The sequence below is a fragment of the Rahnella bruchi genome (genome assembly GCF_003614975.1).
GTDB classification, from domain to species: domain Bacteria; phylum Pseudomonadota; class Gammaproteobacteria; order Enterobacterales; family Enterobacteriaceae; genus Rahnella; species Rahnella bruchi.
This window is the reverse complement of sequence record NZ_QZWI01000010.1, coordinates 114537-134012: the sequence shown is the minus strand read 5'-3', so window position 1 is coordinate 134012 and position 19476 is coordinate 114537. Positions and strand designations below refer to the sequence as shown.

The window sequence follows — 19476 nt, the reverse complement described above, 5'->3', positions numbered from 1 at the left end:
GCAAAGACGAACACCTTTATCGCCGTCTTAGTCGCCTTTAAAGCCAAAACTCATCATGATGTTTTTCTTCCTCATCGTGAGGTAGTGGCAGAATTAAAACCTTACTTGCAAAATGTTGACTGAAAATATGCTTCCTTAAGGATCCGCCAGCCAGGTTGACCCTTTTTAAAATACCGTTTTTATCACGGGGGAATGCAGCCTACAATTTGCCTTCGCTACCGCAGATGCGTATTTTTTCCAGAACGACTTTACGCATCGCCTCCTTACCCGGGGTAATATATTTACGAGGGTCATTCGCCTCTGGATGTTCAGTAAAGTAATCTTTTACCGCATCGGCAAAAGCAATTTTCAGGTCTGTGGCCACATTCACTTTGCATATCCCGAGTTCTATCGCCTCATGTACCATGTGTTCCGGAATACCCGATGCGCCATGTAATACCAGTGGAACGTCTACGACCTTACGAACTTGTGCTAAACGGGCAAAATCAAGATGCGGCTCCCCGTGATATAGCCCATGCGCGGAGCCAATTGCCACGGCCAAAGAATCAATCCCGGTACGTTCGACAAAAAGGCGCGCTGAAGTGGGGTCGGTAAAGAAGCTGTCTGCACTGTCGACATTCAGGTCGTCCTCTTGGCCGCCGAGTCGCCCCAGCTCGGCTTCCACACTGACGTCATATCTTTGGCATAAACGCACCACCTCTGACACTTTGCGAATGTTGTCTTCAAACGCGCAATGTGAACCATCGATCATTACCGAGCGCACCCCAGCCGTGACTTTTGTGCGGATATCGTCTAACTCTTCATGATGATCCAGGTGCAATGCCAACGGCAAGTTGTGCTGATGAGCGGCTTACGGGTCTGTCGATATCTGATAAATACCATCCGGCGGCAATGGCTGTACCGACCGTTGCGGCTACCAGGCTCAACCACAGAAGTTGTTTACGTTTAACGAGGCTATTGATATTCATCAATCCGTTTCCTCGGAGCTCGTGACATAGAGTTGCAGGCGCCCACCCGGCAAAATCTGCGCCATGGGTTCGGCGAACATCACGGCGCGAGTAGTGGGTTGAAAGAAATTATCTTCTTCAATGGGTTTCGGATGGGGCAGCAAATTGGTCAGCGTGTAGCGAACGATTTTAAGATGATGGCCTACCCAAGCTTTTTCAGGCACCGCCTGCAAACCCTCTGGTACTGAGATGCTTTCATTTCTGACGGAAACGGACTGGTAACCTTGTGCAAGGGAGCCATTGCGTACTGCTCTATTGAGCATAACCAGTACGGACTGATAGGGTGCTGACTCTTCCCAAACTTTTGCGTCCTCCTCTGCCCTAACCCGTTTATTGACCAGCTCAATCGTGCAGCCTGCCCCTGCGTGAGGGCGAGCCTGTATTGAGATGTTGAGTCCCCGCTGAGTTTCAATTATGAAGGTAAAAGGTTTTTTCTTGAGTGTGGAGAGCACCACGCCACCGCTGTCAGTTTTTTCTTCACGGGTCAGTTCACCGTCCAGGCTGTTAATGGCGATCACGCGGTCGCCTGCCACGCGCAACAGGTTGGGATCGGTATTACTGACAACCAGACTGACCTGCCCCCCGTTATTCAATGGCACAAGAGTGGGAGATACGCTCACCGCAGCAGAGAATGCACCACAAGGGCCAAGAGACAAGGCCACTGCGACACACCGCCCCCACTTATCACTTTTCATGTTCAACCTCCCCAAAACGTGACAGCCAAGTGATCCCATCTTCACGCTTAAGTTCCAGAACATAATGTTTCAACTCCGTATACGGTTGGGAATTTCCAATCCAAGTTTTAAGCTCCCCTCGGATATCGACCCGATTGCTGGCAGGGAACACTTTTACACTGGTTTGATAAAACGCAGAGTTGACGTTATTGGCTTTAATGCGCTTTGCATCTTCAGCGAGTGTCACTTTCAGTTCGTTTTGGGCGGCGGGTTTCACGAAAGCCAATAACACGGCGTGCGACGCTTCCACGGTTTCCGGGGTGACATTCAGGCGTAAGGCAATAAAGGACAATGCCAGTTGTTGCAGATATGACGCATCGGACTGATTTTGAGAGACCGCAAACGGCGCATCAAATAACATGGGCGTTACGGCGACTTTTTGTTCATTCTGCAAGCGATGGTTATTTGTCCCCTGAATAATGTTTGTCACAAGGCTCAGTAATAAAAATACGCCCATACAGGTAAACCCGATGGCTAACACGCGGTGTGTACTCAGGCGGGCACGGTGCTCCATGTTCACTCCTTGAAAAGTTACTTAACCCATTGCCGAAAGCAGGAGTCTGGGACGCTGTGGAATACACCTCTTAACATGGCCGTTGGCATATACCAGTAAATTAAATCGCGCAGCCAGGTACTGCCCCGCCCTTTTTTAAGTCTTTTGACTGCCCAGAACGACAATATTGCCGCCCCCAAACCAAAAAGTTGTTTACCGGTAAGCAGCCCCCAACCAAGACAGGTTGCGGTGGGTAAAAGCTCATCGAGATAGAGTCCGAACCAGCGAGTCTGATTGCTCAATGTCGCAGGGAAACGGTATTTTTTGAGTTCGCCGTCCGTCATACGCATTTTCCTCACTAATAGCCGGCTACGGACATGCCGATAGCAATAAAGACCGACAAAATGGCAAAGCCCGCGAGGAATTTTACGTTTTTGGTCATCATGTACATGATGGCACCGACCAGGACCTCGGCCAGAACGACCCATTTAACAATGCTTGAGTCACTGCCAAATGTGGCCTTCACGGACGCATCACCCGATTGCATTAAGTCCTTACCGGCACCGGCCGCAATGACCACATCGGGAAAAAATGCTGCCAGAACGGCGGCAGGCAGAAGGGTTTTCATGGCAATAAGTGATTTTTTCAGAAGAAATAAACGGGGATAAGAATAACGTGTGTTTTCCGATACCGCTGTGGCTTGAACCTTTAAAGAGGTGTTCATAATAACGCCCTCAACTCTCTGAATTATTATTGATAATGGATGATCTATTTAGCATGATGGCCGTTGAGTTTAGGATTTAGCATTTCCTCCGCATATTCCGAGTTATAGAAATCAGGAAACCTTTCCAGATGGTCTTTAAGCCTGAGGGCCATCTCATTAGACTTACTTCGACCACTTCGATTTTTAGCATTAATAAGGCGGGTATTGGTAACGTCATCTAATCTGACCATTACCGCATTACCTAATGCAGGTCGCGAATTCCTCTGAACCAAATTTTGTCACTCCCTTTCCCTTGCTCATTATCAAAATAATCCCATCCTGCTCGTAAAAAGACAATGACAGGGCATCATGAGTTTTATAACAACTTCCTTACATGCTTTTTAATTAATTGCGCCACATTTTTAGATATAGTGATATTTTGCCCACTCGCAAAGGTTGAGATGATGAGTTCATCCCTTAAATTGGTATTAAAAGATGCATGGATATCTGAAATAATATTTCTTGATGTCCCCGGTGAGATAGAAAGAATTTTCGAGATAGACTCGTGACTCAGACCTGACACATGGAGATTATGTACATTCCAGTGATTAAGACCACAGCGTTCGCGAAAGTCCATCACCAAACTTTCCATTCGCTTATAGGAAAAGCGTCCTAAGCAGATCGCATTCTGCCGGTGTTTTATTTTATTAAAATGCCACATGCACAATAACTCCCTGTGAACTGAAAGTATCTGAAAATGCACACTCCAGTTTTCGCCTACGATATTCACCGAATCTAAAAGCGTCATCATTTCAATATGGCTTAACGTTTCCAGCTCTGCCCGGGACAGTGCATAACTTATTTCCTGCGGCAGATGAGAAAACCATTCAGCGGGGGTATTGTGATTTTTCAGTAATTCGTTTTCAAAATACTCATTATGCAGGACAAACATGCCATTATTATTATGAATACAAACAGGATAAGATAAATAGTTTATGGCTTCCTTCAGGCAATTCAGTGAGTCAGTTTGGTGAAATGATAACGAGTGATCCCGTTCTCGTGCATATGCACACATAAAAACCGCCCTTTACAATCAGAGGAGAGTGTCAAAACATAAGGGACGCAGCATGTTTTTCGACCTGATCAAATGGGGTGAGCCTATCGACACGTCATTCAGAAGCCGTGACCCAAGACCCTGCCCAGTTTTTTTGACGATGTATTTCTGCCGAGCGCTTGGAGAAACTCGTTCAGTAGGTGGTCTATTCATCAAGCTCTTCGGCAGGAAATAAACCAGAAATAATTTCATGTACATCATCAATAATTTTAGGCACCATCGTTCTATATTCGAATTTAGGAATATTCGCTACATGTGGGCTCAGCGAATTTATGCCAAGCAGTTTCGACATCGCAAATTGTGTTTTCAAAACATTCTCAAGAAGTATTTTGTTATACGCCATTTGATTAAAATCAGAGGCTTTCCTTGTCATTTGCGCGTCATACACCCTCAGGCCGAGTTCAATTAACATCGCCGTGATACTTGAACAGCTAACATCTTTCTCTCTTGCCCCTTCGGCTCTTCTCTTTTCGACAATAAGGTTTATCTTTTCGGTCACTTCATCGCTGACATACGCTTGTATTCTGGCCATGATTAAATATCCCCTCATTTCAAATCAATTGCACTGACCTTAATAGGCTACTTATCTTTCATCTTGGAATATGACTCTAGGTTCAACTCGAAAACAGTTACACGTTAAATACAACTCAACGGACGGGTTATTACATGACTTAACCCTAGAGTCAAGCTTTCACAAATTACTGATTTTGAAAATTCGATTCACCACTAACTCTTGTTAGCCTCTGCCACAACTTGGCATAGAGTCTCTGGCAAGTCAGAATAACGTATCACAATGCAAGTGAGCGCAATATCTCATAATTAACCCATTGAAAATTAGCAGTAACCACTAAGATAATCATTTTGCGTGGGGTGTGAAACCACTCGAGCTGGGAAATATATTCCAAAATTTTTGACATCTTCGTTGGATTTATGAATTACCGCGCTTGGCAACCCATGGGAAAAATTGTAAGGATCAGGCACAGCCTGAAGAAAGGAAAATAAGAATGCGTTGTGTATTATTATGCTTTACCTTTTTGACCAGCATGAACGTCTACGCCACGGATTGTTTTGACAGGGCAGGCAGGGATTACCATATTGACCCTGATCTACTTCGTGCAATCGCGCTGCGCGAATCATCAATGAAGCCCCATGCCATTAATTTCGTCGGTCCGGATAATTACGCCATCGGTGAGATGCAGATCCACTCTCATAACTTTTTCTCTTTATCACAGCTTGGGATCACCCCCTATGCTTTATATAATAACGAATGTCTGAATATTTACACGGGCGCTTATTATCTGGCTATTGCCTTTAACCGATGGGGGGTGAATTGGAATTCTGTCGGTGCTTATAACGCAGGATTTAAAAAGAATAGAGCGCAGGCCAAAATACGCTTCAATTATGCGGCCAAAGTCTATGCCACTTATACCGTAATTAAGCATGAAAAAAGTATCATATCGCCCCCAGTAAATTTAGGGCCTCATTAACATACTCCCTGTCCTTCAGGGTGAGGACTATATCAATCCCCCACAGATCTCGGACATCTACAGGTCACAGCATGGCGCATCTAATAAGGAAAATTTTATCGAACAGGAGCCACAATTAAAAGAAACGTCTGAATATATTTCGGACATCTTAAACGAACAAAACTAACGAACTTGATGAAGTTTTTCGCGAATACAACAGGATGCAAAATTCAAATACCCTTTCCGATGGAGATCCGCAATGACAACAATCCGTTCAGTAAAATTTATCCCTTCCTGAGAGGAACGTGAAATTGTCGGCGTAACTTAAATGGGTCGTTGCTACGCCTTCTTAAATCAGACGTGCGTTAACGACAGGGTATGCGGCGCGCGGCGACAGTCTGGGTGACGAGCGCACAGCCGACGAAATCATTGTTAGGCCCGAGATCCTACTGCAGTTGGCGGGCCAGCACCCTATCCCTGGACACAGCGGTGAGCCTCCCCGCGCACTGTTCCAGTTTGCTGCCAGTATCATCGCGTGCATTCTGGCAATCGTTAATACTTCTCTACTGGTCATATCATGTCATCCGCCTTTGCAAAAACAGGAGAATGATGAGTCTCCGCACTTCCTCGGTTAGCGTATGCCCCGCTTTCGCGGGGCATACGGCTCCAGGTGTCAGCATCAGAACGGTAGATCATCAAAATCTACGGCATGCGGCGATTGTCCTGTGGGAGTGGTTTGCACCGGAAGATTGCCTTTGGATGCCTGAGGGGTTTTTGCCACTGGTTGTGCCATCCGAGTCGCCAGCGCGGATGCCTGACTGTCCGACGGGCGGCCGCCCTGTCGGAGATCGCTCAGCACCTGCAGCGTACCGCGCGATTTGACGATGACTTCCGTGGTGTCATGCTCGACGCCGAGCTCATCCTGCCATTTGCGTGTTTGCAATTGCCCTTCGATATACACTTTTGCCCCCTTGGTCAGGTAGACACTGGCCACCTCAGCCAGCTTGCCGAACACTACCACGCGGTGCCATTCTGTCTTCTCTTTTTGCTCACCGGTCGCTTTGTCACGCCAATGCTCAGAGGTGACCAGAGAAAGGTTAGCGACCGCCCCGCCCTTAGGCATGTAGCGAACGACAGGTGCTTTCCCCAGATTGCCGATCAACAACACTTTGTTTACGCCACGTTCTGCCATGATTTATCTCCTTCATTCATCTGTTTTGCAGCCCATATCTTCTGTTAGATTCTGGAGCCGCGGTGTTGAAGTTTTGTGGTATCCGGCTTCAGGCCAGCCCGGTTTTGTCATATCTCCTGCTGAGTTCCTTCGCCGCGTGGGCGCCTGAAACACGGACGAGGTAAACCGTCCAGGGCGGATACAAAAGTTTTTGCCTGCAAAAAGTTTTGGGGGAGTTCATATACCCTGGAGGAGGAGACCGCGACTGTGTTTTCTTCAGCCCCGGCGAGAGGGACTTAGCGGGAGAGCACATCATGGTGGACGGAGCAGATACCTTCGCAACGACGACGAGCGGCACCGAATCGTGGTTGCGCAAAAGCGGCCTGAAGCCCTGCGCAGGCCAGTGAATGCGGCGTGGCCATCGGCCGCTGCTAGCATTAAGGGCGTCAGGGATGGAAGCCCGCAGGGCCAAGACAGCGCGCTGGCTCGGTGCACGACAGCCCGTCCCGTCAGGGGACACCAGGACGTAAATAGCGAAGCCACAAACGACAACGCGAGAAAAAACCGTCAGTAAATAAGAAAAAGATGCACAGAACATACCCGCCCGGACCTGCGAAAAGGCAGGTTGAACGAAAACCAAACGGGCGGCAGCATAATGACAAGTCGCGCGAGAGCGCGGCGTTGTGCCGGTGATAAGGGGATGTCAGACTCGAGGATAAAGAACCGTTCACTGGTGGGAGATGACATGGGTAGGAGGTCAGTGAACGGTTAAATGGGTACAGATTGCATTATTATTATAGTGAATCTCTATAGCGAGAGAAGCACCTATGCTTGATCATAAAACGCTCGCACTCAAAGTTTTGGTGCAGATCCTGATCACAACTCTGGCAATTATGACGTTATCGCCTTAACTAAAAATTCAGTCCCCTTCCGCTCGCTACGCGCATCCAAGACATCTAAAAAAAGACCGATACCACGGGTGGCTGCCAGGCATACATGCGAACGAACGTTAGAGGGAACAGACCCTACCCGCTTTAGTGGGCAGGGTGAATGAAGGTAACCGGTTAACAAGACACGATTAAGATTTGTCGCTCGCTGGCACAAAAACTCACCTTAAGATGTCTTGCCCTTCGCGGCCCCCTTCTTTTGTTATCCGTATCAGAAGATATTCAGAAGATTCAGTTCACTCTGGGATAGGTCCTAAGTAAAAAGTATTACTGTCACTGCCGCTCGAGTAAGCAGTACTCACGTGCTGATGATGTTCAGCAGGGTTTTTCCTTGGATTAAAATGGAATGAAGTCACAGAGCAGCCCGTGGTCAATCCGGCCGGCAAGGCCGCCTGAGTCCACATCAAATTACTGAACGTTAAATACCCCACTTATCCGAGATGCCGAAAGTACCGAACCGGCGATGATGCTAAAAAAAGGCCGCGCTGAGCAATGTGCCCACGACGGCCTTGCTGCACGACAACCTATAAATCGTTAAACGATCCCAGGCGAAATCTGCGTTCTGTAATGGCGTACTTCAACGTTTCTGAGGTCAGCACATCCAGCTCCGCCAGACGCGGATAGCAATATTTACTCCCCAGAATCGTGTTATCAATAAATGAAGGATGCGTCATGATTTCCACAGAACGGTCGCCGCGCAGTGTCGCGTTGTCCAGAGTATGCAGAAACAGCGCTTCTGAAATCGCATCACCATAGAACGAGCTGTCGAAACCGTCGGTACTTTTCACGCCACACAGCGCAATTTCACCTTTGCGGATTTCGTCGCGGTCAATACGCACCGGAATGCCCTTTTCTTTCGCAAAAGCTTCCACTATCGGGAAAATTGCCGCGAACATATGCACGTGGTGATGACTGTCGATATGTGTCGGCGCTTTGCCAAACAATTCGATAAAACGACCATACTGACACTCCAGCTCATGGGCGATTTCATCCAGCGGCAAGGTTCCGGCCTCGGCCATTTCCCAGATCCATTTCCCCAGTTCGCCCTCACGGGTCAGGTTTGGCATGGGCGAAAGCGGACGGCCTAACGTCAATACAAAGTGCATCCCGACGCCCAGCTGCGGACAGGCTTTGCTGAGTGCCGCAGCATGTTCAATGCCCTGCGCATTCATCATCGCGGTGGTGGATCGCACCACGCCGTGAGTAAACGCCTCAATGATCCCGTAGTTTTGCGCCTTGCAGAGCCCGAAATCGTCCGCATTCACAATCAGTAATTTATCCATAAACACCCCTGTCGGAGCGCCTTCCCTTACGGGAAGGCGGCGGGTTATTTTAACGCGGCAATGGTTTTTGCAAAATTCGGCAGCAGTTTTTCATGTGCCAGCAACATTTCGCGCGCCAGTATTTCGGCATCTTTATCGGAATGGATCAGCGGGCTGAGGTTCATCGCCAGCAGCACATCATTGAGCTCACCGCTGATGGCAGCATTGCTCGCGGCAATCTCAAAACCTTTGATGGTGTAGATAAGCCCCAACACTTTTTCATCGAAATGCGTAATGCGCGGATGCGGTTTCGCGCCGTCACGCCCGATAGTACAGGTCATTTCGACCGCCCAGTCCGCCGGAATATTATCAATATGCCCGTTGTGCGGGAAGTTGACGTACTGCTCAGTTTGCTTGTCATTGTAAATCGCGCTGATCACTTCACAGGCCGCATCGGAATAATAAGCTCCGCCGCGCAGCTCAAGCTCTTTGGGCTTCACGTTGAGGTCTGGATTTTTGTACAAGTCGAACAGCTGTTTCTCGACTTTCTGCACAACGGTGGCACGCGCGCCGCCTTTGTAGAATTCACCCATTTCAATCGCCAGCATCTCTTTCTGCTTAAAGTAGTACAGCAGGTAAGAACACGGCAGCAGGTTCAGCGAGCGGATCAGGCCTTCGCTGAACGGCAGGTCGAAGATGTTTTTCACCGAACCGGCGGTAAGTGTACCCGACGCCACGCCGTCGAGCAGTTCAGCAAAGCGTGATTCGCCGTTCACGATGACATCTTTGATGAACACCATGTGGTTCAGACCAAACAGGTCGATGGACAAATCGTCCTGCGGAGTCAGTTTCAGCACATCCTGAATGAACATTTTCATGCCGACAGGAATGTTGCAGACGCCAATAAATTTTTTGAATTGGGTGTGACGGAATACCGCCTCAGTGACCATACCGGCCGGGTTGGTGAAGTTGATCACCCAGGCGTCCGGGCAGATCTCTTCGACATCTTTAATGATGTCAAAAATCACCGGAATAGTGCGCAGCCCTTTAAACAAGCCACCTGCCCCGTTGGTTTCCTGCCCCAGATAACCGTGGCTCAGCGGAATACGTTCATCGAGCTCACGCGCTTTTAACTGGCCGACGCGCAGCTGCGTGGTGACGAAATCGGCATCCACCAGCGCTTCGCGGCGGTTCAGCGTTTTATGCATCACAATCGGCACACCGGCGCGTTCCACCATACGCTGGCAAAGGTTAAAAATAATGTCCTGCTTCTCTTTTCCGCCTTCGACATCCACCAGCCATAATTCAGTAATTGGCAGCTCGTCGTAACGCTTAATAAAGCCTTCCAGTAATTCCGGGGTATAGCTGCTCCCGCCACCAATAGTGACGACTTTCAGTTTCTTACTCATAGGAACTCCCGTGCAATAATCATGCACTGCAAATTAAGACAGAAATATTATTGAATGATCCGGTATTAATTAATGCTGCATAACTTCTTCCGGTAATGGTTCGGCGTAAAAGAAGTCAGCTTTTTAAAGTTTTTAATAAACATACTCGGGCTGCTGTAACCGGATTCAAATGCAATATCCGTGACCGAGTAGTTGGTGATCTCCAGCTGTTTCTTGGCAAAATCAATGCGGATTTCATTAATAATCTGCATCGGCGTTTTACCGTAATGTCGCTGCGTCGCGCGGGTCAGGTATTCCTGCGATTTTCCGGAAAGCTCGACCATATTCGATAATGCTTTATCACCAAACCGCGCTTTATCATGCATTTTCTCAATGGCCGATTTCAGCCAGCCGGGAATATCAGGAGTGACTTCAGATTCCGGGTGATGACGTAACCGGTTAACGATATAAAACGTCACCATTTCCAGAAATTCATTGAACTCACCGTTACGAAAATTCAGTGAGGCAATGACAGACTCAATATAAGTCAGGAATTCCGTCTTTATCTGATACACCTGCGAGGCAACAAAGTGGGCAGGTAATAAAGATAAATAATGCTGTTCGAAAAACGCCTTACTGATCCCGACATTTAAAATCCGCGTGGCACCGAATTCATAAAAGCTTTGATGATTGGAACCCAGCGGGATGAAAACGAAATCGCCACGTTCTAACAACACCCGTTTACCGTTAACGTTTTGGAAATACCTGCCGGTCAGGACAAGGGTGAACTCGTAGTAGTCGTGCTCATGCAGCCCGGAGATGCTCTCTACCTTATTGTAGATAAACATGTGGAAATTCTGACCGTCGAAGAGTTGATTTTCGCGCGCTGTCTTGATTTCCATACTCAGTACCGATGGCTGCATGATGGTTCCCTACGTTATTTTATTTTCTCATGAAGCTCAATGAGTTCTGCAATCAGTTCACGGGCCAGCATGGACGTCATCAGGTGATCCTGCGCGTGAACCAGCACCAGGCTGACTTTGGTTTTGCCTTCGCCCTGATCTTCTTCAATCAGTTTGGTCTGTATCAGATGCGCTTCGTTGAGCGCCATTCTCGATTGCGCCATGACCGCACGCGCCTGCTCAAAATCGCCTTCTTTGGCTTTTTTCAGTGCTGAATACGCCAGGCTGCGGGCTTGTCCGGAGTTAATGATTAACCCCATCACCACTTCTTCGAGATCCTGCATTTCGCTTTCGGTATCCACAATGCTGTCTAAATCCATCATCTTTATCTCTCCGTGATTTGCCGGGTAGCGGCAGGCAGATTGCCCTGCCGCTACCCGTTCAGATTAAAATTTCAGTGCTGCGGCAATGTCTTCTTCGCTTTCTTCTTCCTCGATAATCGCCTGCGCTTTGTTCGACAGGATAACGAATGGCATATAAACCAGTGTGGCGATACCGAGGTTGAACAGGGCCACGAAAAGGGCGGCGATGCTGCCGTTACTGTTAAAGAATGCGCCCAGACCGGTCGGCATGGTCCACGGCGCAAGGTTGGTCACCGGTGGAATAATCCCCATGCTGTAAGCCGCCAGTGTAATCGCGGCCAGTATCGGCTGAACCAGTACGAACGGGATAAACATCACCGGGTTCATAATAATCGGCAGACCGAACAGGATAGGCTCGTTAATCTGGAAGATGCCGGAAGGCAGTGCCAGCTTGGCCACCTGGCGGTGATCTGCACGGCGTGATGCGATAAAGATGGCGATAATCAGACCCAGCGTCGCCCCGGAACCGCCCAGCAGGATATAAGAATCCAGCATCGGTTTGGCCCAGAAGTGGAAGGTTTTACCGGCATCAATCGCCGCACTGACAGAGCCGTATTCGGTATACAACGCGATGTTTTCCAGCGCCCACGGGGTCATGATGCCGTTGTCCAGCGCGGTCAGCGCCAGTGAACCATGCACACCGAAGAACCACAGGAGGGAGTTGAAAATCACATACGCCCAGCCCACTACGCTGCCCATAGCCGCCAGAGGTTTGGAAATAGAATCCATAATAATCTGGTGGAAGTTATGACCGTACAGTCCCAGCAACCAGGAAATGACCCCGAAGAAGAACAGAATAATAAAGCCCGGAATTAATGCGGAGAAGGAACGGGAAACCGACGTGGGAACGCTTGCGGGTAACGTAATCACCCAGTTTCTGCGAATAACAAAGGTAAACATTTCGGCGACAACCAGACCGATTATCATGCCGGAAATAATATTCGCGCCACCTAACCAGTTTGCACCGACCGCATAGGCTTCACCCACGCTATAAGGGGTGACGGTCATGAAAGCAGCAACGGCTAATAAGCCTGCGGAAAGCGAATCGACTTTTCGCTCTTCCGCTAATGCCATCCCTATAAAGAAGGGCGCCATCAGCGACATAATACCCAATGTGCCGTTGTAGACATTAATACCAATCGTTTTTAATCCGGCCAGCGTTTCAATGGTTGACGGATCCAACCGCACGCCTAAAGAATAAAAGAAAGAACCGGCACCGAAGTTCAGGAATACGTTATTAATTAATACGAACATGGCGCCCGCCAGGGTCAGCGGCATTAATTTTATAAAACCATTTTTAATGGCATTAATATGCGGCTGCTTACCTATTTTGACGGCAAAAGGAAGAAGTATCTTTTCAAGTGAATCAATGGCTTTGCTCATTGGTATTTTCCTTTAATGCCGCCATCCGGCGGCCAGGGTATGAAATTCGCTCTTTGACTGGAGTTCTCTTTGACTTAAACATTTCAATATAAAGACGTTCAATTTAACAATAAGGAAAAATAAGATTACTGCGCTGCTGCTTTTTTGATCGCAGCCACTGCTGCTTTCAGTACACCTAATCCATCAATTTTGCCGTAGAGGGCAGAATCGATCACTTCAACCGGTTTACCCGGCAATACCTTTTTGATTTCGTCGAGCATGTAGGCAATTTGCGGCCCGAGTAAAACCACATCGGCGGCAGAGCCTTTTTCGGCAGCCAGTGTTTCAGGAAATGCTTCGATAATGACCGGTACTTCGTATTTCTCGGCCTGGATTTTCATTTTAGAAACCAGCAACGAGGTAGACATTCCGGCGGAACAAAACAAATAAATGACTTTCTTTTCCATGATGAAACCCTCATATCCCGGATAAATTACAGCGCAGACAACGGTTCCTGGTTAACCCATCAGAATGTTTCCAAAACCCACTGATGAATCTGACCTGTTGTCTCTGCTTGAGTCGAGTATACGGCATCGCTTTGGCAGGGGATAATTCTTAACTAACCGAAATTGTCTCTCCTTGACCAGCCCCTATGACTCCCTTCACGTTTTGGGCAAATAATTCGCGGGAATAAATAAGATTTCGTCGGGCCACGACGCAACAATGAATTAACACTTAACCCTACCTTTGCCTGTTCTGTTATGAGAAACTGACAATGTTTGCGCAAACATTCTCGTATCGGCCACCCGGATATCAGTGAACAACGTTTTGAATAATAAAATAAAATCACAAAAAGGCCGTTCCCGTACGGCTACGCTCGAAGATGTCGCACAGGCTGCCGGACTTTCTCCGATGACAGTCAGCCGCGCCTTAAATAATCCTAAAGTTGTGCGCCCCGCAACGATTGCCCGCGTGATGGAAGCGGTCAACAGCACCGGATACATTCCGAATATGCTGGCAGGCGGACTGGCGACCAGCCGCACCAAACTCATTGCCGTCGTCGTGCCGCAGATAAACAACAATATGTTTGTCGATACCGTACAGGCGATCAGTGACCAGCTGGCGGCGCGCGGCTATCACATGTTGCTGTGTATTGTCGGCTACGAGCCGGAAGACGAAACCGATATTGTCTCGACGCTGCTTTCCCGCCGGCCGGATGGCATCGTGCTGACCGGTATTCATCACACGTCAGAGCTGAAAAGAATCATCCTGAACGCCAATATTCCGGTGGTTGAGATTTGGGATCTGACGCCGACGCCGATTGATATGCTCATTGGCTTCTCGCACGAAAAAGTGGGCAATGCTATCGGTGAATACTTCGCCGCGAAAGGGTTTACGCATTTTGGCTTTATCTGCGCCTCAGATCGCCGCGCGATGGTACGTAAAAACGGGGCGATCAGCGTATTGCGGGTAATTCCTGAGCACGACATAAAAGAAGTGATTGTCTCACGCCCCGCGAATATGGAAGTCGGACGCCAGGCACTGCGCCAGTTGCTTGAGAGCGGGCACCGGTTCGACGCCATCATTTGCAGCTCCGACACCCTGGCCCAGGGCGCCATTATGGAAGCTGAAGCGCATGGCTTACGAGTCCCCGATGATTTCTCGGTGATCGGTTTTGCGGATCTGAATTTTGCTGCACACAACCGCCCTGCCATTACCACCGTCTGCGTGGATAAATGGGATTTAGGCATCAGGGCTGCGGATATGCTGGCGGATAAGATTGAAGGCATCGCGGTTGCAGAGCCGATTGTGGATATGGGATACCGGCTTGTTATCAGGGAATCAGCCTGATGGCTTTTGTCGACTCTCCGTGCGAAGGAGGGCATTTTGAAACTGCCCCGGCGTCTTTCCAAAGCGTTGCCGGAAGACGTCGATATAAGCACTGACATTGCTGTAACCACTTCTTAACGCCACCTCGCTAACCGGCAAGCCGACAAGCACCCATTGTAATGAAGTGACAACTTTTGCCTGCTGTCTCCACTGGCTAAAACTGAGGCCGGTTTGTTGAGTAAACAAACGACTCAGGCTGCGAACGCTGAGCCCCCATTGTTGGGCAAGCTGTGTCTGGTCCAGCGCGCATGCCGGGTTTTTCAGTAATTCATTCGCGACATTACGAGCCCGGCGATCGACGGGCAACGTCAACTGAAGCGGCAAGTCAGGACCTCCGGCAATTTCAAAGCCTAATAATTTGAGAAGATGACGTTGATATTCCGTAGGGGAAGAAAAATCACCTTCCCGGCACAGGCGTTCCAAAATTGCCATCACGAAGGCATCTGCCCCATAGACCCCCGGATGAGTGGGAAACGATGAGCAGAAACCTGGTTCAAGGTAAAGGCTTTGACCTTTCACGCCTGCCGGAACCCAGGCCCTGTGGCTGACATCAGCGGGAAACCATCCCAGTGATCCCGGTGTGACAGTCCACTGTACTGACGTCGTTTCAATGACAAGAATGCCATGACTCAACCAGTACAGCTGACCGGATGCGTGTTTATGCCAGGGCGTCGAATGCAGACTGTCGTAGTCGAATTTTTCAATCTTCATCTTATGGCCGATTAACCGTATATCTTGTCCAGATACGGATAATAGCCTCATCCACTCTTCCCGTACTCTTTCTGCTCTCAAAATGGAGGAACCGATGAAAAAGACAACTCAGACAGTCATTGATGCACTGCAAAACGTGGTCTGCAGCCCGGAACACAGCGAGCATGAAATTGCCCTTTACTTTGATCCGGGCTATCAGCAGGTGGTCGATGGTCACCAGCTCGATTACCGCAAATTTATTGAGCATATGGCGCTGCTTAAATCACACACCACAAAAATAAACATCTCTGTACTGTCTGCCGTCACGGAAGATCAGACGGTGTTTACACACCATCATGTCAAGGCAGCAAAAATTCAGGGTGAACACTGTGAATTTGAAGTTTTTGCCCGCTTCACGTTGTCATCTGGAAAGATCATCCGCTGCGAAGAACTCACCCGGATGATTCACGGCACATCAGGCGACCGCGATCTTGGGGGCAGACATTAACGGTCCCCCACTCTTTGCTTAGAGGTGGGGACCACCACCCGATAACCAGGCTTAATTGATACGTTACCCGCCAGCTGTGCCGGTGAAAATTCGAGAACAATATTCTCCTCCTGGACGCCCAGCAGGCTGGTTTTTCCCATATCCGGCAGCGACATCAGACTGCGGCTGATATCATCGACCTTGTCACGAAGCTCACGCGGCGTGAAACCTTCTGCAGTAAAGCCATAAAGGGTGCCGAAGGTGTCATCAAATTCGTCATCCACCGATGGGCCCCGCACACCCGCGGGCAGTGACGGCGCGATATCCTGCATCTTTTTGCGTACTTGATACCAGATACCCGCGACCTCTGAAGGCGGCGTGTCATCGCGAAGATTGATGAAAATGACCGATTGCCCGGCGTGCGTTTCGCTTTGCACAAAATCAAGATAAGGCGTTTCCTGCAGTTTTTTCTCCAGCGTATCGGTGACCAGATTAACCGTATCCTCCACGCTTGCCCCCGGCCAGCTGGCAGACACCACGGCAGTTTTAATGGTAAACGCCGGATCTTCATTACGGGGGAGTTGCTCATATCGCACTGACAGCGGCCTCGTTAGCCACATTGTCCTTCAGCCGGACGCTGATGCTGGTCAGTACCGGTGTACCTGCCATTCGGTACATTACTGTACTGTAGGGCATCCACACGGTAATACGGTTAGGTGCATAACTACGGTTATTGCTCTTAGCGATGCCCACAACGCGAGCAGGAACGGAACCGAGGAATACAATTTGCCCCAGCGCCTTTAACCCCGCCTCATCAAATAACGCTATGCGGGCGTTTTCATCGATGATCACTTCCTGCAGGGCGTTACGATCGTCCCTGAACGTTGCCCCCTGCAAAATCTCGATGCCATTAACGCGGAAGTGATCTCGCCCAACGCCATTGATTGAGGCGGTTGCGGATTTTCCGCGAAAACGAATGGTGTCTGAGACACTGACTTCCGGGCTTACGCTGTCGATAAACCCCTGCTTCGCCAGTGCTGCAGCATCTGCAGGCACCAGAGTACGAATGCTTTCGGCGCTGTCGTCGAAGAAATCGCTCCCGGGGTAAATGCTCACCACGTTGGTGCCCAGATCTTTAATATTCTCCAGCGTCCGCTGCTTCGCGCCTTCACCGAGCGCCACCACTGTGACCACGGCAGCGATGCCGAAAATAATTCCGGTCATGGTCAAGGTTGTGCGTAAACGATGTGCGTTCATCGCTTTCAGCGCCATTCCCAGCGATTCACGTGTACGATCGAGAAAACTTTGCCAACGACTTTGCCGGGTCCTGTTGGGAGGCGGCAGTTTTTCCGTAGTGGTCAAGCGACTGCCGCTGTCTGAGATAATTTCGCCGTCGCGCAGTTCGATAATCCGCTGAGCATGTTGCGCCACCTTCATATCGTGGGTCACTATCACCACGGTATGACCCCGCTGGTGAAGTTCGCTGAGGATGGCCAGCACTTCCTGCCCTGACTGTGAATCCAGCGCACCGGTCGGTTCGTCCGCCAGAATGATCTCTCCGCCATTAATCAGCGAGCGGGCAATACTGACGCGCTGTTGCTGACCGCCGGATAGTTCACCGGGTTTATGATGCTCCCGCCCTTCCAGCCCCAGCCTGCCCAGCAGTGCTGCGGCTCGCAGCCGACGCTGGTCACGTCCGCTGTTGGCGTAAATGGCAGGGATCTCAACATTGCCCAGTGCGCTGAGGTCTGGCATCAAATGATAGCGCTGGAAGATAAAACCGATATGTTCCCGGCGTATTCTTGCAAGCTCATCCGGTGAAAGCTTTGCGGCATTTTGCCCGCCAATGTAATAATCCCCGCTGTCGGGGACATCAAGGCAACCCATGATGTTCATCAGGGTCGATTTACCCGACCCCGAGGCGCCGATAATCGCCACCAGTTCACCTGCTGCGATCGTCAGACTCACCTCTTTGAGGACGGTAAGCGTCTGGCCACCATTACGGTAGGTACGGTTAATACCGTTAAGCTCAATAATATTACTCACAGCACGAACCCTTCCCCGGGTGCTTTTTCACCTGGCTGCGACAGCACCACCTTTTCCCCGACTTTAACGCCATCAAGGATCTCAATATCCACGCTGTTGGTTATTCCGGTTTTTACCTGTCGGGTTTCAAGCTTGCCGTTATTTGTCAAAATCTGCACCTGCTGCTCATTCCCGTCTGCTTTATGCACCGCCTGAATGGGCACCAGAAGCGTATTTTTACCTTCGCCGGCAAGCAGCGTGACCTGAGCAGTCATGGCAATTCGCAGCCGGTTTTCCGGATTGGGCACGTCCAGCAGCGCGTTGTAGTAGACGGACGCATTCGAGGTGCCTGAGCCTGATGCCGAACCGCTGCTGGCAAGGGTGTCGTCTTTCATTACCGATTCCGGCGCCAGTTCAACGGTGCGCAGTATCGCGTCATACTCTTTGTCCGGTTCCGAGAAAATGGTGAAGCGCGCTTTTTGGCCAATGAAAATACGGGTGATATCGGCCTCAGAGATCTGAGCCTTAATGGTCATCACATCCAGTCGGGCAAGCTTGATAATCGTCGGTGCACTTTGGCTGGAGTTCACCGTCTGCCCTTGCTGGGTCACCACTGCGATAACGATGCCGTCCATCGGCGCGACGACACGTGTGTAGCTCAGGTCGACCTTTTTCTTATCCACCTCGATCTGCGCCTGCACGAGGCGCGCATTGAGTGACAGTAGCTCCGCACGCGTGGTCGCCAGCGTGGCTTCTGCGGACTCAAAATCTTCACGTGAGCTGGCTTCTTGGTTAAGCATCTGCCGCTGCCGTTTGAAACGGAGTTCAGCCTGTTTTAAGAGCGCCTGCTTGGCTTGCAGATCGGCTTTGACCACGTTGAGTGCGGCTTCGGCGGTGCGCAAATCATTACGCTGCGGCACATCGTCAATGTCTGCTATCGGCTGCCCTTTAGTAACTCGATCGCCAGGCTTCACTTTCAGTGATTTTACCTGGCCTGAGACCTGAGCACCGACATTAACGCGCTCAATCGCATCGATTCGCCCGGTAGCCAGTACGGAATTTTCAATATCCCCTTTACGTACCGGAGCCGTGACATACTCCGGGACTGGCGCGCTGCGCAGGAACAACAAGGAGACGGTGATAAGAACTGTAAGCATCACCGCAGCAAAAATGGCGACGCGACGTGAAGGGAGTTTCATTAACATTGTGCGGGTTTTCCATAACGTTAAAACGCAGTGATCTCAGGTATCATTTTGCCCCGCTGAGTCTGTACTGGAGTTAAACACGGGGTGTAGCCGTAGTTGCATACACCTCTCTGCGACTCGAGGCATTCATTTTTAGAGATCTTCCAAAATACTGAAAAAGCCATTTTAGGGGCCGCCCGGCGATAATCCCAGCTCTTTGAGCACCGGC

Annotated in this window: 20 protein-coding genes and 3 pseudogenes; 3 read left to right on the top strand and 20 right to left on the bottom strand. The window is 49.7% G+C overall.

The annotated features are described in order from the left end of the window. Nucleotides 1–199: 199 nt before the first annotated feature. The 9 genes and pseudogenes from D5398_RS16930 to traM form a co-directional block, all read right to left on the bottom strand. A pseudogene (locus D5398_RS16930) lies at nt 200–850 on the bottom strand (ketose-bisphosphate aldolase); the annotation flags it as partial. Then, nucleotides 801–968, bottom strand: coding sequence for a conjugal transfer protein TraB (locus D5398_RS16925; RefSeq protein ID WP_244216777.1), 168 nt, complete (start codon nt 966–968; stop codon nt 801–803). The gene D5398_RS16925 and the pseudogene D5398_RS16930, both read right to left, overlap by 50 nt. Further along, nucleotides 968–1702 carry a type-F conjugative transfer system secretin TraK gene (gene traK / locus D5398_RS16920; RefSeq protein ID WP_120508666.1) on the bottom strand — a complete coding sequence of 245 codons (735 nt, stop codon included), beginning with the start codon at nt 1700–1702 and terminating at the stop codon, nt 968–970. Before traK ends, D5398_RS16925 begins: the two co-directional genes overlap by 1 nt. Then, on the bottom strand, nt 1692–2255 hold the full coding sequence (traE, locus tag D5398_RS16915) for a type IV conjugative transfer system protein TraE (protein ID WP_120508665.1): 564 nt from the start codon (nt 2253–2255) through the stop codon (nt 1692–1694). Before traE ends, traK begins: the two co-directional genes overlap by 11 nt. A gap of 17 nt (nt 2256–2272) precedes the next feature. After that, nucleotides 2273–2578: a type IV conjugative transfer system protein TraL gene (gene traL, locus D5398_RS16910; RefSeq protein WP_415838496.1), complete on the bottom strand. Its 306-nt coding sequence runs from the start codon at nt 2576–2578 to the stop codon at nt 2273–2275. Between the two features lie 14 nt (nt 2579–2592). After that, nucleotides 2593–2958: a type IV conjugative transfer system pilin TraA gene (gene traA, locus D5398_RS16905; protein WP_120508663.1), complete on the bottom strand. Its 366-nt coding sequence runs from the start codon at nt 2956–2958 to the stop codon at nt 2593–2595. 44 nt (nt 2959–3002) lie between these two features. Next, nucleotides 3003–3188 carry a TraY domain-containing protein gene (locus D5398_RS16900; RefSeq protein WP_120508662.1) on the bottom strand — a complete coding sequence of 62 codons (186 nt, stop codon included), beginning with the start codon at nt 3186–3188 and terminating at the stop codon, nt 3003–3005. Between the two features lie 125 nt (nt 3189–3313). After that, nucleotides 3314–4012: a hypothetical protein gene (locus tag D5398_RS16895; protein ID WP_120508661.1), complete on the bottom strand. Its 699-nt coding sequence runs from the start codon at nt 4010–4012 to the stop codon at nt 3314–3316. A gap of 184 nt (nt 4013–4196) precedes the next feature. Beyond that, the gene (gene traM, locus D5398_RS16890) at nt 4197–4583 is read right to left on the bottom strand and encodes a conjugal transfer relaxosome DNA-binding protein TraM (protein WP_120508660.1); all 387 of its coding nucleotides are present in this window, start codon (nt 4581–4583) and stop codon (nt 4197–4199) included. A 466-nt stretch (nt 4584–5049) separates the two neighbouring features. Here traM and D5398_RS16885 point away from each other — a divergent pair, with 466 nt between their 5' ends. Next, a complete protein-coding gene (locus tag D5398_RS16885; RefSeq protein WP_462938090.1) occupies nt 5050–5538 on the top strand; it encodes a transglycosylase SLT domain-containing protein in 489 nt (162 codons plus the stop codon). A gap of 658 nt (nt 5539–6196) precedes the next feature. Here the strand turns inward: D5398_RS16885 and ssb are convergent. The 7 genes from ssb to D5398_RS16850 all read right to left on the bottom strand — a co-directional run bounded on the left by ssb (nt 6197) and on the right by D5398_RS16850 (nt 13438). After that, the gene (ssb, locus tag D5398_RS16880; protein ID WP_120508658.1) at nt 6197–6709 is read right to left on the bottom strand and encodes a single-stranded DNA-binding protein; all 513 of its coding nucleotides are present in this window, start codon (nt 6707–6709) and stop codon (nt 6197–6199) included. A gap of 1450 nt (nt 6710–8159) precedes the next feature. Next, nucleotides 8160–8918 carry a chitin disaccharide deacetylase gene (gene chbG / locus D5398_RS16875; protein WP_120508657.1) on the bottom strand — a complete coding sequence of 253 codons (759 nt, stop codon included), beginning with the start codon at nt 8916–8918 and terminating at the stop codon, nt 8160–8162. 44 nt (nt 8919–8962) lie between these two features. Next, the gene (locus D5398_RS16870; protein WP_120508656.1) at nt 8963–10306 is read right to left on the bottom strand and encodes a 6-phospho-beta-glucosidase; all 1344 of its coding nucleotides are present in this window, start codon (nt 10304–10306) and stop codon (nt 8963–8965) included. A 65-nt stretch (nt 10307–10371) separates the two neighbouring features. Then, on the bottom strand, nt 10372–11208 hold the full coding sequence (gene chbR, locus D5398_RS16865) for a transcriptional regulator ChbR (protein WP_162940779.1): 837 nt from the start codon (nt 11206–11208) through the stop codon (nt 10372–10374). A 14-nt stretch (nt 11209–11222) separates the two neighbouring features. Continuing rightward, the gene (chbA, locus tag D5398_RS16860) at nt 11223–11570 is read right to left on the bottom strand and encodes a PTS N,N'-diacetylchitobiose transporter subunit IIA (protein WP_119825055.1); all 348 of its coding nucleotides are present in this window, start codon (nt 11568–11570) and stop codon (nt 11223–11225) included. Nucleotides 11571–11633: 63 nt separating this feature from the next. Further along, nucleotides 11634–12992 carry a PTS N,N'-diacetylchitobiose transporter subunit IIC gene (gene chbC / locus D5398_RS16855; protein ID WP_120508654.1) on the bottom strand — a complete coding sequence of 453 codons (1359 nt, stop codon included), beginning with the start codon at nt 12990–12992 and terminating at the stop codon, nt 11634–11636. Nucleotides 12993–13117: 125 nt separating this feature from the next. Further along, on the bottom strand, nt 13118–13438 hold the full coding sequence (locus tag D5398_RS16850; protein ID WP_120132376.1) for a PTS sugar transporter subunit IIB: 321 nt from the start codon (nt 13436–13438) through the stop codon (nt 13118–13120). Between the two features lie 349 nt (nt 13439–13787). Between D5398_RS16850 and D5398_RS16845 the strand changes: the two genes are divergently transcribed. Continuing rightward, nucleotides 13788–14822 (top strand): LacI family DNA-binding transcriptional regulator, encoded by a 1035-nt coding sequence (locus D5398_RS16845; RefSeq protein ID WP_120508653.1) that lies wholly within the window; start codon nt 13788–13790, stop codon nt 14820–14822. On the opposite strand, the gene D5398_RS16840 is transcribed toward D5398_RS16845, so the two are convergent. After that, on the bottom strand, nt 14814–15572 hold the full coding sequence (locus tag D5398_RS16840; protein ID WP_120508718.1) for an AraC family transcriptional regulator: 759 nt from the start codon (nt 15570–15572) through the stop codon (nt 14814–14816). The genes D5398_RS16845 and D5398_RS16840 overlap by 9 nt on opposite strands. A 94-nt stretch (nt 15573–15666) precedes the next feature. On the opposite strand from D5398_RS16840, the gene D5398_RS16835 reads away from it, so the two are divergent. Further along, nucleotides 15667–16059 (top strand): nuclear transport factor 2 family protein, encoded by a 393-nt coding sequence (locus D5398_RS16835; RefSeq protein ID WP_119825047.1) that lies wholly within the window; start codon nt 15667–15669, stop codon nt 16057–16059. Nucleotides 16060–16124: 65 nt separating this feature from the next. Here the strand turns inward: D5398_RS16835 and D5398_RS16830 are convergent. The 3 genes and pseudogenes from D5398_RS16830 to etsA all read right to left on the bottom strand — a co-directional run. After that, nucleotides 16125–16658, bottom strand: a pseudogene (locus D5398_RS16830) (efflux RND transporter permease subunit); the annotation flags it as partial. Beyond that, nucleotides 16627–18084: pseudogene (locus tag D5398_RS16825) on the bottom strand (ABC transporter permease); the annotation flags it as partial. The pseudogenes D5398_RS16825 and D5398_RS16830, both read right to left, overlap by 32 nt. Continuing rightward, nucleotides 18081–19268 carry a macrolide efflux RND transporter periplasmic adaptor subunit EtsA gene (gene etsA, locus D5398_RS16820; protein WP_120508652.1) on the bottom strand — a complete coding sequence of 396 codons (1188 nt, stop codon included), beginning with the start codon at nt 19266–19268 and terminating at the stop codon, nt 18081–18083. The pseudogene D5398_RS16825 and the gene etsA, both read right to left, overlap by 4 nt. Between the last annotated feature and the right edge of the window lie 208 nt (nt 19269–19476).

Excerpts from the sequence above, each read along its gene's own strand:
- D5398_RS16925 (WP_244216777.1), bottom strand. The coding sequence starts at position 968 with ATGAATATCAATAGCCTCGTTAAACGTAAACAACTTCTGTGGTTGAGC.
- traK (WP_120508666.1), bottom strand. The coding sequence starts at position 1,702 with ATGAAAAGTGATAAGTGGGGGCGGTGTGTCGCAGTGGCCTTGTCTCTT.
- traE (WP_120508665.1), bottom strand. The coding sequence starts at position 2,255 with ATGGAGCACCGTGCCCGCCTGAGTACACACCGCGTGTTAGCCATCGGG.
- traL (WP_415838496.1), bottom strand. The coding sequence starts at position 2,578 with ATGACGGACGGCGAACTCAAAAAATACCGTTTCCCTGCGACATTGAGC.
- traA (WP_120508663.1), bottom strand. The coding sequence starts at position 2,958 with ATGAACACCTCTTTAAAGGTTCAAGCCACAGCGGTATCGGAAAACACA.
- D5398_RS16900 (WP_120508662.1), bottom strand. The coding sequence starts at position 3,188 with ATGGTCAGATTAGATGACGTTACCAATACCCGCCTTATTAATGCTAAA.
- D5398_RS16895 (WP_120508661.1), bottom strand. The coding sequence starts at position 4,012 with ATGTGTGCATATGCACGAGAACGGGATCACTCGTTATCATTTCACCAA.
- traM (WP_120508660.1), bottom strand. The coding sequence starts at position 4,583 with ATGGCCAGAATACAAGCGTATGTCAGCGATGAAGTGACCGAAAAGATA.
- ssb (WP_120508658.1), bottom strand. The coding sequence starts at position 6,709 with ATGGCAGAACGTGGCGTAAACAAAGTGTTGTTGATCGGCAATCTGGGG.
- chbG (WP_120508657.1), bottom strand. The coding sequence starts at position 8,918 with ATGGATAAATTACTGATTGTGAATGCGGACGATTTCGGGCTCTGCAAG.
- D5398_RS16870 (WP_120508656.1), bottom strand. The coding sequence starts at position 10,306 with ATGAGTAAGAAACTGAAAGTCGTCACTATTGGTGGCGGGAGCAGCTAT.
- chbR (WP_162940779.1), bottom strand. The coding sequence starts at position 11,208 with ATGCAGCCATCGGTACTGAGTATGGAAATCAAGACAGCGCGCGAAAAT.
- chbA (WP_119825055.1), bottom strand. The coding sequence starts at position 11,570 with ATGATGGATTTAGACAGCATTGTGGATACCGAAAGCGAAATGCAGGAT.
- chbC (WP_120508654.1), bottom strand. The coding sequence starts at position 12,992 with ATGAGCAAAGCCATTGATTCACTTGAAAAGATACTTCTTCCTTTTGCC.
- D5398_RS16850 (WP_120132376.1), bottom strand. The coding sequence starts at position 13,438 with ATGGAAAAGAAAGTCATTTATTTGTTTTGTTCCGCCGGAATGTCTACC.
- D5398_RS16840 (WP_120508718.1), bottom strand. The coding sequence starts at position 15,572 with ATGAAGATTGAAAAATTCGACTACGACAGTCTGCATTCGACGCCCTGG.
- D5398_RS16835 (WP_119825047.1), top strand. The coding sequence starts at position 15,667 with ATGAAAAAGACAACTCAGACAGTCATTGATGCACTGCAAAACGTGGTC.
- etsA (WP_120508652.1), bottom strand. The coding sequence starts at position 19,268 with ATGTTAATGAAACTCCCTTCACGTCGCGTCGCCATTTTTGCTGCGGTG.